The organism is Leifsonia sp. NPDC058194, from assembly GCF_042883605.1.
Lineage (GTDB): Bacteria > Actinomycetota > Actinomycetes > Actinomycetales > Microbacteriaceae > Leifsonia.
Window position 1 is genome coordinate 20,612 of record NZ_JBHVVL010000006.1, and the last position, 16,279, is coordinate 36,890.

The window sequence follows — 16,279 nt, forward strand, 5'->3', positions numbered from 1 at the left end:
TTCGCTTCCTCTCCGCTGTCAGTTCCCGTAGCTGCCGGTGCTACTCGGCCACCGACGCCACCAGGAGCACCGTCCGGCCGTCCTTCGTCGCACTCGACGCGAACGAGGCGTTGGTGCCGGTGGACTCGAGCAGGAGCTGCTTCACGTCCGCGGGCCCGTTGGGCTCGGTGGCACCCGCGAGCAGGATGCGCTCGTCGATGCCGCCGGCGCCGGCGATCATGGCGACCTGCTTTCCGCAGACGGTCATGACCCCGTAGAACGACTTTCCGTCGTAGTCGTGCAGGTGGTCGAGCACCCACTGATCCAGGCAGCTGTCATCGACGAGAGTGACCGGCTCCGGGACCGTCTTGGTGACCTGGCTCCGGTTGGCGGCTAGCGCGGCTGCGAACGTGTCGGCGTGCAGCCTCGTCGTCGACACCACCCCGGAAGCGGGATCTCCCTGCCCGGGAGGCATCGCGCGGTTGCCGGCTACCTGCGCTTGTGGCGCGGGGGTGTACTGGGCACCGGGCGTGACCTCGGCCTTGGCATTGGCGTCTTCGCGCCTCTGGTCGGCGATCGCGGCCTGTTGCTTCACCTTCGCCTCGGCCTTGGCCATCATCTGCTTAGTGATCCCCACCGGGTGATGCTGCGCATAGATCTTGTCGGCCTGTTGCTGGGCCTTGATCGCCGGAACGACCGCCGCCGTGGTGCTGAAGGCGGCTATCGCTACCACCAAGGCAGCCGCCACACCCACGAGCACCCTCTGGTGCAGCGGCATCACACGAAGCCGCTGCACCAGGCGAACCGGACCGCGGGTCACGGAAACACCGTCACAGCCGTCGTGCCGCTATAGGGACTCAGCGGGCTCGTAGTGTAAGGAGTTGCGCACTGGTAGTAGGCGTTGAAGTAGTACACCGTCTGCTGCGAGCCGCCGGGAGTCGCCCAGTAGTCGCCGAAGCCGAACGAGTGATAGTAGTGCCCGCCGCCCCAGTCCTGCGAGGTCCACTGCGAGAAGTTCACCGAGGAGCCGGCGGGGCAATACGTGACGTAGTTCACCGCCAGCGAGGCGCAACCGCTTGGAGCGTTGCACGTGGTGTGCGTCCAGTAGATCGGATGGGAGCCGGGACCGGCATAGATGTTGTAGGCGTCATAGACCGGGGTAGCGGGCGTCGCCATCGGAGTCAGGCCGGTGGTGGACTGGGTCGACACGACAGCGCTGTTCGAGCCGCTGTTCGAGCACTTGTTGCTGATCAGCCACTGGTACCACCAGCCCTGCAGTGCGTTGGAGGGCTGCCAGGGGATAGAGGTGACGTTCGCGTACCAGGGGGTGGTCCCACCCGCGAAGGGGCCGATCTGGCCTGCAACGCCCGTACCGGCCATGTTGGTGGTGTACTGGCTGTACAGGGTGGTACCAGCCGGGCAGCTACCCGTGTTCACCCACGTGATGTTGGCCCACGCGTAGTTCGCGCCGCCGGTGTGGATGTAGTTGATGACTCCAGGCTTGGGCGCGGCCGGCCAGGGCGTGGTGATACTCGTCGGGCCGCCCGTGCTGGTCGTACCGTTGACCGTTGCCGCCACGCTGTAGCTGAACTGGATCCCGTAGGTCTGGCCCACGGACTGGTTGGCCGTCTGCGTCAGCGCCGTCGTGGGAGCAAGCGACCCGGAGTGACCCTGGGTGTCCGACCAGGAGACGACGAAGCTCGACGGCAGGCTCGACACCGCGGTCCACGAGACCACGTGCTGGTTCGCGGGGCTGCCCTGCGTGACGGTGACCACCGGCGCCGGAACCGGCTGCGTGTACGCCGCCGTGCTCGTCGTGGAGCTCGACTTGCCCGCGGTGCAGGTCGCAGTCGCGACGAGGCTGCCGCTGGAGCCGTTGGCGACGCCGGCCAGGTCCGACGATTCCGGGGATCCGGTCGGCACGTAGGTGAGGCTGCCGTTCACAGTCGCCTGCCCGGACGGCGAGGCCGGCTGCCAGGACATGTCGATCCGCGTCGGTGACCCGTTCCAGCAGCGTGCGCCGGTGTGCAGGCCGGTGATGCCCTCACGAGCTCCGGAGTACGCGGTGCCCGTCGTTGCCGAGCGCGCCGCCGAGAGCGTGATCGCCTCAGGCGCGTAGAAGACGTCAGTGGACGAGATCGCCTCCGGCGAGTTCGCACCGCTGACGGTTGCTGCGCATCGGGTGTGGACCTCGGTGACGGTGCGCCCGTAGGCGGGCGTCGTGACGCCGGTCAGCGAGAGGTTCGTCGACCACGCGCTCAGGCTGCTCCAGCTGACCGCCGTGCTGGTGCCGGTCTGCTGGTAGTAGCGAGCTGCGTACTGCGCCGTGGAGTACGCCGGGCAGGTCACCGGCGTCCATGTCGCGCCGGTCGCGGTCGCTGTGACGGTGGTCGCTGCAGGCGCGGGGAGCGGGTTCGTGATCGCGGCGGTGGCGACTGGGCTCTGGTTCGAATCGACGGTTGCGACGATCGTGTACGTCGTCGTGAGGCCGAGGTTCGCGCCCGGCGTGTTCACCGACTGGTAGCTCAGCTGGCTGGTCGTCGTCAGGAGCTGGTTGTTGATCGAGCCGACGCTCCAGCGCAGCTCGAAGGAGGTCGGCAGGCTGGAGACAGCGACCCACGACAGGTCGTGCTTCTCCTGTGCCGCGTCCTGCGTCACAGAGAGCACCGTGGCGGGAACGCTCTGGGTGAAGCCGGTGTTCGCGCTTCCGACCACGCCGCCGTCGATGCAGGTCGCGTCGACCTCGACGGCGCCGGTGGAGCCGTTCGGAACCTGGCCAAGGTCCACGGTGGTCGCGGCCCCGGTGAGGACCGAGCTCATGACGGTGTTGACGGCTGGGGCCGCGAACGGACCCTGCTGGGTGTAGGAGACGTTGACCTTGGTCGGGATGCCGCCCGGGCAGACCGCGCCGGAGAAGGTGACCGAGATGCCCTCGCGAACACCACCGACCACGGAGCCGGTGGTGGTCGAGCGCTGCACGCCGCTGATCGTGACCGGACCCGGGATCGGGTCGGTGCTCGGCGCCGGGACGTAGCGCAGCGCGTCGGCGGCCGGCGTGACGTTGACGACGTTCGTGTAGCCGGTCGACACGTAGTTCTGGGTGGAGGCAGCGTTGCTGGTGTCCAGCGCGTGCAGCGTCATCACCACCTTGTACGGCCGCACGTCGTTCCAGTCGCCGTCCTTCACGCCAGCCGGGGCGGTACCCGTCGTCAGCGTCGGAGCGCCCGAACCGTCGTAGGTGATCTCGCGGCCACCGAGGTTCGCGTACGTGAACACCGGGGTGTCGATGTTGTACGACATCTCGCGCGTGAGGGGAGTGGAACCGGCCGCCAGGAGCGACGTCGAGGGCGTGCAGACGCCCGCGACCGTGGCCGTGTCCACCTGGAGGGTGGTCTTGCCGTCGCGGGTGCCGTTCTGCCACGTCTGGACCGTGCACTGGCCGTCACTGGTGTCGGTGAGCAGGCCCACCCGGTTCGTGTTGATGCCGACGACGAGGGTCGAGTCGTGCACCGCCTTCTCAAACGCGATACCCGCGGTCTGGAATCCGGATGAGGTGTCGGCGCTGGCGTTGGCGACTGCCGCGAAGGCCAGGACCCCGGCGAGAACGGTTGCGGAGCCTGCGACCGTGATCACCTTCAGGGAGACGCCGCCCAGGGCCTCGGGGATGGACGAAGCGATGCCACGTCGGTCGAACAGCACCGCGCGGATGGAGCGTCTTTTGATCCTCATAGTGGTCCCTTCTCAGCTTCCATCCTAGCGTGTTCGATCTGCGTTATTTCCACGTAAACGAGGAAAAACCACCCGGCACAGGCATCCGGATCGGCTGGTTTGCCGGCCCCTGATAGTTGATCGGCCAGAGCCCGGGAGTGACCGTTCCCATCCCGTAGACGTTGCTCGAGCTGTCCCGGAGCGCGGCCGCGGTGCTGTCGCCCTCCGCTGCGATCGAGGAGAACGTGATTCCGCTCATCAGCTTGGTGAGCGTGTTGACCTGCGGCAGGTCGGTTCCGCCCACGTAGCCGGACGGCGTCTTGCCGACGTAGTAGAGGCCGCCCTGGTCATCGATGACGAGCGCGCTCGTCGGACCGCCCTGGACCTTGGCGACCCCCGCCATGATCTGAGTCGGCTGGGCGATCGACGTCGTTGCACCCTGCCCGAGCTGGCCGTTCGTACCGGTGCCCCAGGAGTACAGGACCCCGGCGTCGCTGATGGCGTAGCCAGCGCTGCCGCCGAGCGACACGGAGGTGAAGTGAGCTGACGGGCTGCCGAACGGGTAGCCGTTGCCCGCCATGGTGAGGTTTCCGGCCGCGTCGATCATCGCGACGGCGCCGGTGGGCGATGCGGCGATCGCCTTGTACTTGGTCCCGGGGTTGATGGTCTGCCACGCGTAGCCGGAGTTCGCCGGGAGCCCCGCCTGCGAGGCGCCGGCGACTACGAGGTCGCCTGCAGTGGTGATGCCGAAGACGTTGTTCTTGCCGATCGCGAGCGACATGAAACGCATCCCGGGGATCTTCGTGGGGGCGGTCACCGCGTTCGCGTTGCCGAGGCCGAGCTGCCCCTGGTCGTTCTTGCCCCAGGCCCAGGCGTTGAAGCTCGAGTCGATCGCGTAGCCACGGCTGTCGTCGGTGACCACCGAACGGAAGGTGGCCGTGGTGATCTTCTGCGGGGCCACGGGGGTCGCGCTTGTAGAGCCGATACCGGCCTGGCCGATGTCGTTGGCCCCCCAGACCCAGAGCGCGCCCGTGCTGTCGACGCCGGCGCGGTCGTCGGTGCTGACCCAGGTGGCGCCCGCGGTCGGCCCGGCGAGCTCGTCGGGGGTGACGTCGGACGGCTTTCCCGAGGCGACGCCCCAGGTCGTGTAGACCAGGCCCTCGTTGGAGCGGGCCCAGACGTTGTTGCCGTTCGCGTCGATGGCGGTGACGTGGGTCACCTGCGAGGACACCAGGGTCACGTCCTTGGTGACCGACTGACCAAGCGTCGCGGCGGTGTCGCCCTGGATGCGCAACACCGTCGAGGTGCCGTCGCTGGAGGGCGTCACGGAAAGGATCGTGGTGCACATCGGGGGAGTGACGGAACACTCGCGGTCCGTCGGCGGGACCTGCGGGTGCAGCAGGTCGGTGTTGAGCTGGCTGGCGTAGAGCTCGGCGCGGTTGGTGATCTCCTGCGTGACGCTGGTGAGCTCGGAGGCCTGCTTCGACAGGATCGCGAAGTTGCCGACCACCACTCCCGCCGCGACGAGGATGATCATGCCGATCATCACCGCACCCAGCGCCTCGGCGATGCCCTTCTTCTCGGTCAGCACGGTCTTGGGGGAGAGGTTCATGAGGTGCTCCCGGCGCGGTAGATGAAGACGTTCTTGACGATGACGTTCCCGGAGGTGACGGTGGCCGTCACAGGCGTGTTGAGCTGGGCGGTGAACGTCCCGAAGTAGTTGTTCTCGGTCCCGTCGACCGGGAAGAGCGCGAGGACCTTGCCCGCCTGTGTGATCTGGATCTCGCCGTTGGACTCGGTGGAGTGCGCGGTGACGAGGTAGCGCCACACGGTGGCGACGGAGTCGGTCCCCGTCGCGAAGGTCGTGCCCTGCGGGATCGAGGTCGTCGTGCTGACCCGGGGGTCCACGGTTCCGACCGGCGCCGTCGCGCCCATGGTCGGGTCCTTGCGCACGATCGCGTACGGCTCGACGCCGTCCAGGCCGTCGGCGTGAAGGCGGCTGGCGTAGATGCAGCCTTGCTTCGCCAGGGCCGAGGGACCTGAGCAGTCCGCTGCGTCTGCGCTGGAGCTGATCGGGGCGACGGCGGTGAGGGTGGTGCTGACGGCCGTGTCAACGCGCCAGGTCGTCACCTTGACCTGGTGGCCGTTCGGCAGGGTGATCGTCTGCGTGTTCGGGGCGGAGGGGGTGCCCCACGACGAGATCGCGTGGACGTCGCCGACGAGCGAGGTGACCAGCGCCTGACGCTCCGCTTTGGTGGCCATCGTCGAGATGGCCCCGATGTCCGTGGTGGCGCCCATCCCGAGCGCCCCGGCGATGACCAGGATGAGCGCGACACCGGCGATCGCTTCAGCGATGGAGGAGCCGGTACGGTCCCGCAGGACTTGTCTGATCGAGCGCTTGCTTGCTGTGTCTCGGAACACGGTGGCCCCCATCTGGTCGTTTCGCTGCTTGGGTTCGGGTGATGCAGGAACGCAGCTGAGCCGCCGGATGAGGTTTCTCACCGGGCGGCTCAGCTGCGGGGGACGGCTACGGAAGCGTCGGGCAGGTGACCCCTGCCTGGGCGGCGGTCGGCTGCAAGGTCACGATCGTGCCGCTCTTGGCGGTGATCCAGTACTCGGTGCCACCCATCGAGCCGGACTTCGAGACGGCGCAGTAGTCGGTCGTGTCGGCGGTGATGGCGACGTTGGTCGGGTTGCCGTCGAGGGCGGCAGGGGTGCCCGAGGTCAGGTCGGTGAGCGCACCGAAGGTCTGGTTCTTCGACTGGTAGAGCGTCTGGGCCGACTTGACCGATTCGAGCAGGGACTTCGCCGAGGAGTCCTGCGAGTAGTTGTAGCCGGCCGCGATGCCGAAGCCGGTGGTCGCGAGGACCACGACGCCGATGGCGATCGCGCCGAGGATCTCGGGGATGCTCGCGGACAGGCCGCGCTTGTCCGACAGAGTCGCCTTCGCCGAGCCCTGCTCGTCGAAGGCCTGGAGGATCAGACCGTCCGTCACGTCCGAGGTTGCCTTGCTCAAATTCCACTTCCTTCTGGGTAAGGGTGCTCGGTGCGTGAGAGCGACTCGGTCCATCCGGGTCTCGGGACTCTTTCCGCTGAGCGATGTGTTTCTTCCGCCCGGGTGAGAAGCCCCACCCGACCTGGAGTCTATATCATTTCTGCTCGTTTACCAATCAAAACGCGCTTTCTGTTCGTCACGGAATCGCGGGGAATACGGCGGTCGCGATCAACACCGCAGCCGTCATCGCCGGAACGTGGGGGAGTGCCATCGGTACCGCCCGCACTGCGCCGGCGGGCCGCGGGATCGTCCGGGCGATGACGAAGATGAGCAGCTGGTGCAGGAGGATCGCACAGCCGATCCACCAGACGCCGAGGAACGGGTTGCTCGCGCCGAGGACGAGCGCGGGAACCACCGACAGCTTCACGTCGCCACCGCCCATCACGCCGCGCGTGCCGAGATAGAGGTAGACGACGAACGCGATGGCCGCCGAGGCGACTGCGGTAGCCCACTGGGCCGGCTGGATGCCCTGGATGCCGAGGCCGGCGACCGCGACCACCAGGAGCGCGAGTGTCGCGACGTCCTCGACCTCGTGGCGCCAGACGTCGAGCACCGCGAGGACGAGCATCCCCACGATGACGACGGTGATCGTGAGGGTCGGGGTCACATGCCCCGGAATGCCGATGAGGAGGCTCATGTCAGTGACCGCCGATCGTGCTGAGGAGCGTGGGGATGAAGGTCATGATCGGGCTGATGATCAGCAGCACCACCGCGATCACGACACCCACGACGATCGCCGTGGTGATCGGGCCGACCCGGTCCGCGAAGCGGTTCAGGCGCTCCTTGGACTTGTGGTGGAACGTCGCCGAGAGCTCGCGCAGGATCTCGACGCGACGGGTGATCGACGTGGTGGTCTCGATGCGGTTGCGCAGGTTGTACGGGAGCATCTCGGTCTTCGCCACGTCGGCGAACTTCACGATGCCGTAGCTCTGGCGGCCGACGTGGTCGTTCACCCAGGCTTGGAGGGCCTTGTTTCCGCAGGCGCGCGCCGAGGTCTCCAGGGCCTCGAGCTCGGACATGCCGACCGCAAGACACGCGCCGAGTACGTCGCAGAACCGGGCGGCGGTGGACATCCGCATGATCTCGCCGACGAGCGGTGCCTTCAGCGAGAAGGTGTCCATCGCAATGGCGAGAGTCTCGTTGTTCTTCAGGAACAACTTCCAGCTGGCACTGGCAAGGAAGAAGAGCACCACCAGGGCGCCGAGGATCCACTTCAGCCAGCCGCCGATAGCGATGATCAGCAGGGTCGTGGCCGGCGCCTTCGCTCCGATGCCGGTGAACATCTGGGTGGTCATGGGCAGCAAGAACTGGACGGCCGCGATGACAAAGATGACCAGGAGGAACAGCATGAAGCCGGGCTGGAAGAGCGCACCCTTGACCTTCGACTTGATGTTGTCGGCCTCCACGATGATGATGGCGGCCTGCCGCAGGTTGCGGTGCATGTCCTTGGGCATCTTCGCCGCGCCGATCAGCTCGCGCACGACGGCGGGGAACGTGTCGGTCTGGTCGGCCATGGCCGCGCTGATTGTGACGCCGCGGTCCAGAAGCATGACGACGCGCTCGTACGCCTGGCCGATGTCGTAGTTGCTGTACTGGATCGCGAGCTCGTTGACGGACTTGCGCTCGGACTCGCCGCTCTCCAGTGCGGAAGCCAGGTCGGTGAGGGTCTCGGCGACCTCGTCCGGCCGCGCCCGCTTGCCGCTGAAGACGGTCAGGAACGGCTTCTTCGGGATCTCGACGTCCCCGTCGACACCGTTGATGCGCATCGCGGCGGCGTCGGCCTCGCGCTCCTTGATCAGCTCCGCCTTCTCGACCTTCGCCTTCTCGCGCGTGCTGAGCTTCTTCTCCGGCTTCGGCTCGGGCAGCGGCTTGTACGGCAGCTCGTCGGCTGGCTCGCCGCGCTTGGTCTTCTTCGGCGTCGCCTTCGTCGCGGGGGTCACGGGGGCCGCGGCCGGAACAGCCGTGCTGTTCGACGGCGCGGTGAACCTCTGTCCCGGCTGCCAGCCGGTTGCGCCCTCGCTCGGTGACGCCTCGGGGCTCTCGGTCGTGGACAGCTCGTCGTCCAAGGTGAAGATGTCGCTCATGGTGGCTCCTCTGCACTCGTGTGCGGGTCTGGTCTGGTCTGGGTTGGCTACGCCACGCGGAGGGGGTGCTGCTGGAGCTTCTCGGCGAGTGCGCTGTGATCGCGAGCGTGGTCGCGGGCTGCGGCCGTCGTGATGGCCCGCTCGGCCACGAGCCGTGCGAGGGCGGTCTCCATCGAGACCTGCCCGTCCTGCTCACCCTTGCTGCTCATCAGCGCCTGGCGGATGAACTTGGTGTCGTCGCTGCGGCTCCCGCTGCCGCGGATGAGTTCGGCGATCGAGGGGGTGTTGTGCGCGATCTCCTGCGCCAGCGCGAGGCCGCCGCCGTGCTTCGGCACGAGCTGCTGCGCCACGATAGCAAGCAGCGACTGGGCCAGCTGGGTGCGCACGAGGCCCTGCTCCTCGGGCGTGAACATCGAGGTGAACGAGTCCACGGCCTCGGCGGCGGTACCCGCGTGCATCGTGCTCACGACCAGGTGACCGGAGGCCGCGGCGAGCAGTGCGGCGCGAGCGGTCTCGACGTTGCGGATCTCGCCGACGATGATGATGCGCGGGTGGCGGCGCTTGGCGTCCTCGACCCCGGCGGCGAACGACTCGACGTGGGGCCCGACCTCGCGCTGGACGATGAGGCTCGACCCCTCCGGGTAGACGAACTCGATGGGGTCCTCGATCGTGTACATCGCCGTGCTGTGGCTCTGCAGGTAGTCGTTCGCCATCGCCGCGATCGTGGTGCTCTTGCCAGAACCGGTCTGGCCGACCACGAGGAAGAGGCCGGCTGGACGCTCAACGATCGCGGTCACCGCCGGCGGCAGGCGGAGGCTGGCAGACGTCGGAATCTCCCGGGGGATCAGGCGGATCGTGCCCGAGAGGCCACCCATCTCCCGGGCGACAGCGAGCCGGCCGCGGAACTCGCCGCCGTTGTCGATGGATGCGCCAGCCTGGAAGAGTCGCCCGAAGGCCCCCACGCCACCGTCGATGGTCGCTTCGATGAGCGCGTCGAGCAGATTCTTCGCCATCGACTGCGGCATCTTCAGCGGCTTCGTCTGCTTGTCCTTGACGTAGAACGCCCCGCGGTCGGAGGTGAGGTGGAGGTCGGACGCGCCCTGGGAGCCGAGCTTCTCCAGGACGTCCGAGACCTGCGCCAGTTTCGGATCAGACATTGCGGACCACCTTCCGGGCCTCTTCCCGAGTGGTGATGCCCGCGGCGACGAGCTCGTCGACGTTCTCGGTGAACGTGGTCGAGGTGGCCTCGGCCGCGGCGCGGATCGCGGCGCGCGAGACGTTGGCGATCAGGGCGTCGGTCAGCGCTTCGGAGTTCCGGGTGACCTCGTGGATCGGATACCTTCCGGCGAACCGGTTGGTACCGGGGACCAGGCGCGGCACCAGGCGCTGGGAGACGATGCCGTTGACCGATTCGAGGACCGACAGGGGAGTGGCGTCGGCCATCTCCATCAGGCGCAGGAAGGCGCTCGTGTTGTCGGTGGCGTGGATGGTCGCAATCACGCGACGGCCGGACTTCGCGATCTCCACGGCGGCCGTGGCGGTCGCGCGGTCGCGGATCTCGCCGATGAAGAGGACGTTGGCGTCGGAGCGGACGAGGTACTTCATCATGTCGCCGAAGCCGGCGCCGGGGACGTCTTCGTTCACCTCGACCTGGGCGATGCCCGGGATCACGCGCTCCACCGGGTCTTCCAGGGTGATGAACACGCCGTCCTCCTGCTCGCGCAGGTACTTGAGCATGCTGAGCGCCGTCGTGCTCTTGCCCTCGCCGGTCGGACCGGCGCAGAGCGTCATGCCACCGGGGATGCCGATGAGGTCCGTCGTGGCGGAGAGGTTCTTGGGCGTGAAGCCGAGGGAGTCGAGTGCGCGCAGCTCGCCGGTCTGGGGGAGTCGGAACACGATGCGCTCACCGCCATCGAACAGCGGCAAGGCGACGGTTCGGGCCCGGTACGGATACCCGTCGATCGGCAGATCGTAGCTGCCGTCTTCGGGGACGAGGTTGACGCCGGAGCTCATCTTGGAGTCCGTCTTGATCTTGGTGGCGATCGTCGTCGCCTCCACGCCGGTGTAGGTGTGCACGAGCTGCTTCTTGCCGTCGACGCGTGCCTCGACAGTGAAGGTGCCTTCCAGGACCGAGCGGGTCATGTGCACATCCGAGACGCCGCGGCCGACGAGGTCGCGGAAGAGGTCGATGAAGCTCTGTGCGTCGCGCCGAGGGATCAGATCCTTCAACGGCTTGGTCAGCTCGGCGTGCATCGCGGCCGCCGGCTTCAGTCCGGGCTCGGCGGCAGCCGGGCGCGGCGGGGCGACCTCGCGAGTGGTCACCGGCGCTGCAACGGTCCGCTGTGCGGGTCGCGTGGCCGGTGCGCCGAGAGTCGACGGTGCGACCAGCGGTGCGCTCGTGACGATGGGGCTCGCAGCGGGCTCTGTTCGGGGCCGAGCGGTCGAGGGTGCGCCCAGCGTGAGGGTCCTCACCGGCTGTCGGGCTTCGTCGTTGCTCATTGGCGCCTTTCGGTCGGGGGACTGGGTTGTTGTCGTAGGGGCGATCATCAGGTGATAGGCGCTATTCGACACTCTTGACTATACGCATTTTCTGCTCGTAAATGCGTAGATTTGACGTTTTCACCCCCCAAACGTGTGCCAAGCAGTCGTGTGAAACGTGCCGGCGAAATTGGGTGCAGTGGTCGTGAGCTCCGGCACCCGGTCGGGGCTTGTACTGGCTGGATCTCGACGAATGTTCACGGGCGGCGACGGTGGTGCGATCTAGCCTGATCCCATGCGCATCCGAGGTCTCATCCAGTCCAAAGTCGTCACCGAGCTCACGGCCGAAGCCGACGACGCCCAGGCGGCGCGCGCCCTGATCGAAGAGCAGGTGCCCGAGGGCTTCGAGTTGATCCAGGTTCACAACTCGATGCCGCGCGGTGGCCGGGTCATCGCCACCGGCCAGATCCGCTCGGCTGCCGTCGTCGAGCTCGAGGCGAACGGTGCCGACTACAAGACCGCCCGCGAGGCTCTCCTGAAGAAGATTCCCGAGGATCACCGACTTCTGAGCGTGCTCTCGCTGGACTGAGCCGATCCTGGTAAAGTGGCCTCGACGCCAAACTAAAATAATAGCTGATAATGTATCTTATGTCAGCTTGTCGTGATGATGTCCGCATCTGACGCGCGACTGCCTCCCCCGCATCCACCCTGGCCAGATGCGGTCTGGGCGAGGAAACTTTTGCGGGATGAACCCCACAACGACTACAGCACCCTGGTGGTACGTCGCCGCGTTGGCCGGCGCGTTCGCCCTTCTCGGCGGGTTGCTTTCAATCGCGGGCACCGCATACGTCGATTTGCGCCGATTCCGTCGCGACCGGGCCCAAAAGTGGGACAACGAGGTCTGGGCGACCTCGGTCAGACTGCTCAACCATGTCGATGAGGCCCGCGCGCATCTGAAATCCGCCCGGATATTGCTCGCATCCACCACTGCCGTCACGCCGACGGTGCGCTCCCGCGAGCTTGAATCCGCAAGGTCCTCGATCGGGCGGGCCCAATCCGAAAGGAATGATGCGAGACAGGAGGAAATGCTGCTCCGCTTCATCGCGACTTCGGATACAAGCGACGACGCTAAGCAGCTCCTCGACGTCCTCAGCCAGGCCTTCAACGACCCGAGCCCGTTGACCGACAAAGAATGGTGGGACCGTTTGCACGACAAGCGTCGCGGCTTTCTGAACTCAGTGAGACTCAGCCTCGGTCGAGACGCGCTTCGTGACCTACAGAATCCTGCTCCGCCATCCGAGCCGCCACCATGAAGCGGCGTTCGTTGTTGGTCGCCCTCTGACAACGCTAAGTTGCATCCATGAGCCCGAAAGAGACCCACGAACCTGTCGTTCCGAGCCCGACCTGACCCGAAGGGCATGTCGCGGTCGAGCGCGAGCCACAGGGCGCCAGCTCTGGAGATCGGGTGAAGCTATCGCAGACCGGCGTCTCGCTCACCGGCGACGATGAGATCGAGTGCATCCGCGTGACCCTGGCGAACTACGAACACTTCCTGCACAGCTCGACCGCCAGGGAGCTCGGCAACCAGCTGGCGGCGCACGACGGCCGCGCGGTGTCGATCACGATCCACGACGTCACGCACACAGCAGGCGCGAACGCTTCCCGAGCGTTGCGGCAGACGCTGCAGCGTCGGCTGACGGAGTGGAACAAGATCGCCGTGGCCAACGGTTACCCCGCCGTCTGACGACCGTCACCGACCTCGGTTGCATCACGGAGGCAGCGGTTCATCGCTTCCCGCTACCGGGCGCTCCCCCGTTCAGTTTCCTCTGCGGGCCGACGGCGTAGATCTTCCGGTCGAGGGGGCGATCGCTCCTCTGGCCGCCGCTGAGGCGTCCATAGCGCTTCTCGTTCGCGACCTCCACCGCGCGCTGGAACTCCGTGTCCTCGGGGTCTGGGTCGTTCCTGCGGCGTTGTGGTCCTGGTGGCGGCAGGGTGCCCTCCCGACGTCGGTGTTCGTCTGCGGCAGAACGGCCCTGGATCGGCGGCTGGGAGCCAGCGCACCGCACTCCGGTCGAGTCGTTGTGGATCGACATCAGCCCGTTCGCCTGCCGCAGATGCGACTCCTGGCACACTGGGCAGATCGCCGACTCGAGGCTCATGAACGCAGAATACGCGGGTGACTGCTCGGCCTTCTACGACGGCTGCAGCACCCGGATGCGCCCCTAGCGCCCTAGTCCGGGGAGTCCGCCGCTCACGCCGCGGATGGAGTGGCCCTTCTTCCCGGCCTTCCGAGCGGCCTTCTGCTCCTTCGTCGGAGGCTTCCCCCCGGGACACCAGCGCCGGTCGCCCTCGAAGAAGTGGGCAACGAACGTCTGTTCGCCAACCAGCCACACCTGTTGGAGATGGCACACGGGACACTCGCGTTTTCGGCTGGCCATGTCAGTTCGGCTCCTCAGTCGGCCCGGGTTCGTCGTACTCACCGCTGGCGAGCCGTCGAAGCTCGTCGTCAATCTCGGCATCGAGTTTGTTCGACTCCCGAATCGCCGCGAATAGATGCTGCTCGAAGGCCGCGAGCTCATCATCGTGCTCGAGGATCGGCTCGTCGTCGAAATCGTCCTCATCGCCCATGGAGACATGCTGGCCGTGGGCCGCTCCCCCGTCAATCGTTGTCAGGTGGAACGAGAGCCTCAGTCCTCGACTACCCACTCCTCGTACCACTGGCCCTCAACGCCGCCGTCGGTGCCATCGCTCTGCACGTTGCCCCCTCCTCGAACGGCATGGTCGGGCACCTGCGATCGCGGCACGAGTTCGCCGTCGTTGTACTCGCCCTCGCCGCGAAATAGCGGTCCGTGGCTCAGGTGGACAAGGTCGATGTTCGGGTCAGTCATGCGTTGAGCGTACCGACTCGCGCGCGTGCCCGATTTCGGCGCGGACACCGTCGATCGACTCCGGGAACGACGTCGCCCACCCCCGGCGAGACGCCCAGTCCCGTTGCGGTCGTGGCGGCGGTACGGTCGTCCCATGCCCAGCCCTCTGGTCGACGTCGACGGGCGACGGCTGCGCCTGACGAACCTCGACAAGGTGCTGTACCCCGAAACCGGTACCACCAAGGGCGACGTCATCCGCTACTACGCGACAATTGCCCCGGCGCTCGTCCCCCATCTCGCTGAGCGGCCAGCGACCCGCAAGCGCTGGCCCGACGGCGTCGGCACGGCGGCCGCGCCGGTCGAGTCCTTCTTCGAGAAGGACCTCGGCAACGGCGTGCCCGACTGGGTGCTTCGCCAGAGCATCCTGCACTCCGGCGGCGAGAAGCGCTACCCGGTCGTCACCGACCGCGCGACTCTTGTCTGGCTCGCCCAGACAGCGGCGCTGGAACTGCACGTCCCGCAGTGGCGATTCGATACCGAGCGCCGGCCTACGCGGATGGTGCTCGACTTCGACCCCGGCGACGGCGTCGGCCTCGCCGAGTGCGCCGAGGTTGCCCTCTGGGCCAAGGCGATCCTCGACGACATGGGCCTTGCGACCTTCCCGGTCACCTCGGGCAGCAAGGGCATCCACGTCTACGCCCCGTTGGATGGCCGGCTCACCTCCGACCAGGTCTCCGCCGTCGCGCACGAGCTTGCCCGAGCGCTCGAGGCCGACCATCCGGCCGAGGTGGTCTCGACGATGCCGAAGGCCCGGCGCATCGGGAAGGTCTTCATCGACTGGTCCCAGAACAACGCGAAGAAGACCACCATCTCGCCGTACTCGCTCCGCGGCACCTCGCGTCCGTACGCGGCCGCCCCGCGTCGCTGGGACGAGCTCATGGGTCCGGATCTCGCGCAGCTCACGTTCGAGGAGGTCCTCGCTCGTGTCGAGACCGCCGGGGACCAGCTCGCTGGCCTCGACCCCTCCCCCGCCGTGCGCCCGCCAGAGGGGCTGCGGGGGCAGATCGATCTCGCACTCGCCAAGGCCGCTGAACGGATGCCTGAGGCCTCGGTGCTGCCCGGCGGCGCCCGCTACGAGCCGAAGCTCGACGGTTGGCGCACGGCGGCCGTCGTCGACGAGGGCCGCGTCACGCTCTGGTCGCGGCAGAAGACGAACCTCACTGACTCATTCCCCGACGTCGTCGCGGCTCTCTCGGCACAGGCCCCGCCTGGCGTCGTGCTGGACGGCGAGCTCGTGCGGTGGAGCGACGGCCACCTCGACTTCGACGCGCTGCAGCGTCGCTACGCGTCCGGGAAGGCCAGGCTGCACCGACTTGTCGACGAGGAGCCGGTCGAGTTCATCGTCTTTGACATCCTCGCCGCCGGCGGCCGCGACCTGCGTGCGCTCCCCTACGACGAGCGTCGCCGCATCCTCGAGCAGACCGGCGCCGCCTGGCGGCCGCCGCTCAGCGTCGTCGACGCCACGGAGGACGTCGCCGTCGCACGGCGCTGGTTCGAGGAGCTGCCGGAACAAGGCATCGAGGGTCTGGTCGTCAAGGGCGGCGCGCAGCCGTACCGCGGCGGGCACCGTGACTGGATCAAGGTGAAACGGCGCGACACTTACGAGGTTGTCGCCGGCGCTGTCATCGGCTCCCTCACACACCCTGGCGAGCTGATCCTCGGCCGCTACGAGCAAGGCGAGCTGCGGATCATCGGCCGCACCGCGCCGATCAAGCCTGGCGCTGCGAAGTCGTTGGTGCCGCTGCTGCGCCCAGCGGCCTCGGATCACCCGTGGCCCAGCGTGATCCGCTCCAGCGCCTACGACCGCTTCCAGCCCAAGCACGACACCCACCTGACGCTGATCGAGCCGCTCACGGTCGAGATCTCCGCGGACACCGCGATCGTCGGCGGGACGATCCGTCACGCGGCGCGGTTCGTGAGGGCTCGCCCGGAGGTAGCACCGGGCGAGCCCGCGTAGTCGCGCACAAACCCTCCCAGAGAGTCGGTCGCCGGCCCTGCCTCCAGCCCGGAGAGGCCCTCTCTCGCTGTTTCAGTAGTAGTAGTAGTAG

15 protein-coding genes are annotated in these 16,279 nt (G+C 67.4%); 4 read left to right on the forward strand and 11 right to left on the reverse strand.

Features of this window, described 5'->3' with window-relative positions; genetic code table 11:
• Nucleotides 1-40: 40 nt before the first annotated feature.
• The 9 genes from ACFVU2_RS18985 to ACFVU2_RS19025 all read right to left on the reverse strand — a co-directional run bounded on the left by ACFVU2_RS18985 (nucleotide 41) and on the right by ACFVU2_RS19025 (nucleotide 11,148).
• Nucleotides 41-799: a hypothetical protein gene (locus ACFVU2_RS18985; protein WP_387877676.1), complete on the reverse strand. Its 759-nt coding sequence runs from the start codon at nucleotides 797-799 to the stop codon at nucleotides 41-43.
• The gene (locus ACFVU2_RS18990; protein ID WP_387877679.1) at nucleotides 796-3,708 is read right to left on the reverse strand and encodes a hypothetical protein; all 2,913 of its coding nucleotides are present in this window, start codon (nucleotides 3,706-3,708) and stop codon (nucleotides 796-798) included. The genes ACFVU2_RS18985 and ACFVU2_RS18990 overlap by 4 nt, the downstream gene beginning before the upstream one ends.
• A gap of 43 nt (nucleotides 3,709-3,751) precedes the next feature.
• Nucleotides 3,752-5,299 carry an RCC1 domain-containing protein gene (locus ACFVU2_RS18995; RefSeq protein WP_387877682.1) on the reverse strand — a complete coding sequence of 516 codons (1,548 nt, stop codon included), beginning with the start codon at nucleotides 5,297-5,299 and terminating at the stop codon, nucleotides 3,752-3,754.
• Nucleotides 5,296-6,108: a hypothetical protein gene (locus ACFVU2_RS19000; protein ID WP_387877685.1), complete on the reverse strand. Its 813-nt coding sequence runs from the start codon at nucleotides 6,106-6,108 to the stop codon at nucleotides 5,296-5,298. Before ACFVU2_RS19000 ends, ACFVU2_RS18995 begins: the two co-directional genes overlap by 4 nt.
• A 106-nt stretch (nucleotides 6,109-6,214) precedes the next feature.
• Nucleotides 6,215-6,703, reverse strand: coding sequence for a hypothetical protein (locus ACFVU2_RS19005; protein WP_387877687.1), 489 nt, complete (start codon nucleotides 6,701-6,703; stop codon nucleotides 6,215-6,217).
• Nucleotides 6,704-6,878: 175 nt separating this feature from the next.
• The gene (locus ACFVU2_RS19010; RefSeq protein WP_387877690.1) at nucleotides 6,879-7,379 is read right to left on the reverse strand and encodes a prepilin peptidase; all 501 of its coding nucleotides are present in this window, start codon (nucleotides 7,377-7,379) and stop codon (nucleotides 6,879-6,881) included.
• Nucleotide 7,380: 1 nt separating this feature from the next.
• Nucleotides 7,381-8,826, reverse strand: coding sequence for a type II secretion system F family protein (locus ACFVU2_RS19015; protein WP_387877693.1), 1,446 nt, complete (start codon nucleotides 8,824-8,826; stop codon nucleotides 7,381-7,383).
• A 47-nt stretch (nucleotides 8,827-8,873) separates the two neighbouring features.
• Entirely contained in the window at nucleotides 8,874-9,983 is a 1,110-nt protein-coding gene (locus tag ACFVU2_RS19020) for a type IV pilus twitching motility protein PilT (RefSeq protein ID WP_387877696.1), read from the reverse strand.
• On the reverse strand, nucleotides 9,976-11,148 hold the full coding sequence (locus tag ACFVU2_RS19025) for a GspE/PulE family protein (RefSeq protein WP_387877698.1): 1,173 nt from the start codon (nucleotides 11,146-11,148) through the stop codon (nucleotides 9,976-9,978). The genes ACFVU2_RS19020 and ACFVU2_RS19025 overlap by 8 nt, the downstream gene beginning before the upstream one ends.
• Before the next feature lie 451 nt (nucleotides 11,149-11,599).
• Between ACFVU2_RS19025 and ACFVU2_RS19030 the strand changes: the two genes are divergently transcribed.
• The 3 genes from ACFVU2_RS19030 (at nucleotide 11,600) to ACFVU2_RS19040 (ending at nucleotide 13,048) form a co-directional block, all read left to right on the forward strand.
• Nucleotides 11,600-11,893, forward strand: coding sequence for a hypothetical protein (locus ACFVU2_RS19030; protein WP_387877701.1), 294 nt, complete (start codon nucleotides 11,600-11,602; stop codon nucleotides 11,891-11,893).
• Between the two features lie 157 nt (nucleotides 11,894-12,050).
• Entirely contained in the window at nucleotides 12,051-12,617 is a 567-nt protein-coding gene (locus tag ACFVU2_RS19035) for a hypothetical protein (RefSeq protein WP_387877703.1), read from the forward strand.
• Nucleotides 12,618-12,769: 152 nt separating this feature from the next.
• Nucleotides 12,770-13,048: a hypothetical protein gene (locus tag ACFVU2_RS19040; protein ID WP_387877705.1), complete on the forward strand. Its 279-nt coding sequence runs from the start codon at nucleotides 12,770-12,772 to the stop codon at nucleotides 13,046-13,048.
• Between the two features lie 695 nt (nucleotides 13,049-13,743).
• Here ACFVU2_RS19040 and ACFVU2_RS19045 read toward each other — a convergent pair.
• The gene (locus tag ACFVU2_RS19045) at nucleotides 13,744-13,932 is read right to left on the reverse strand and encodes a hypothetical protein (protein WP_387877708.1); all 189 of its coding nucleotides are present in this window, start codon (nucleotides 13,930-13,932) and stop codon (nucleotides 13,744-13,746) included.
• 59 nt (nucleotides 13,933-13,991) lie between these two features.
• Nucleotides 13,992-14,192 carry a hypothetical protein gene (locus tag ACFVU2_RS19050; protein WP_387877711.1) on the reverse strand — a complete coding sequence of 67 codons (201 nt, stop codon included), beginning with the start codon at nucleotides 14,190-14,192 and terminating at the stop codon, nucleotides 13,992-13,994.
• Nucleotides 14,193-14,325: 133 nt separating this feature from the next.
• Here ACFVU2_RS19050 and ligD point away from each other — a divergent pair, with 133 nt between their 5' ends.
• Complete coding sequence (ligD, locus tag ACFVU2_RS19055) at nucleotides 14,326-16,188, forward strand: non-homologous end-joining DNA ligase (protein WP_387877714.1); 1,863 nt, start codon at nucleotides 14,326-14,328, stop codon at nucleotides 16,186-16,188.
• The last annotated feature ends 91 nt before the right edge of the window (nucleotides 16,189-16,279 follow it).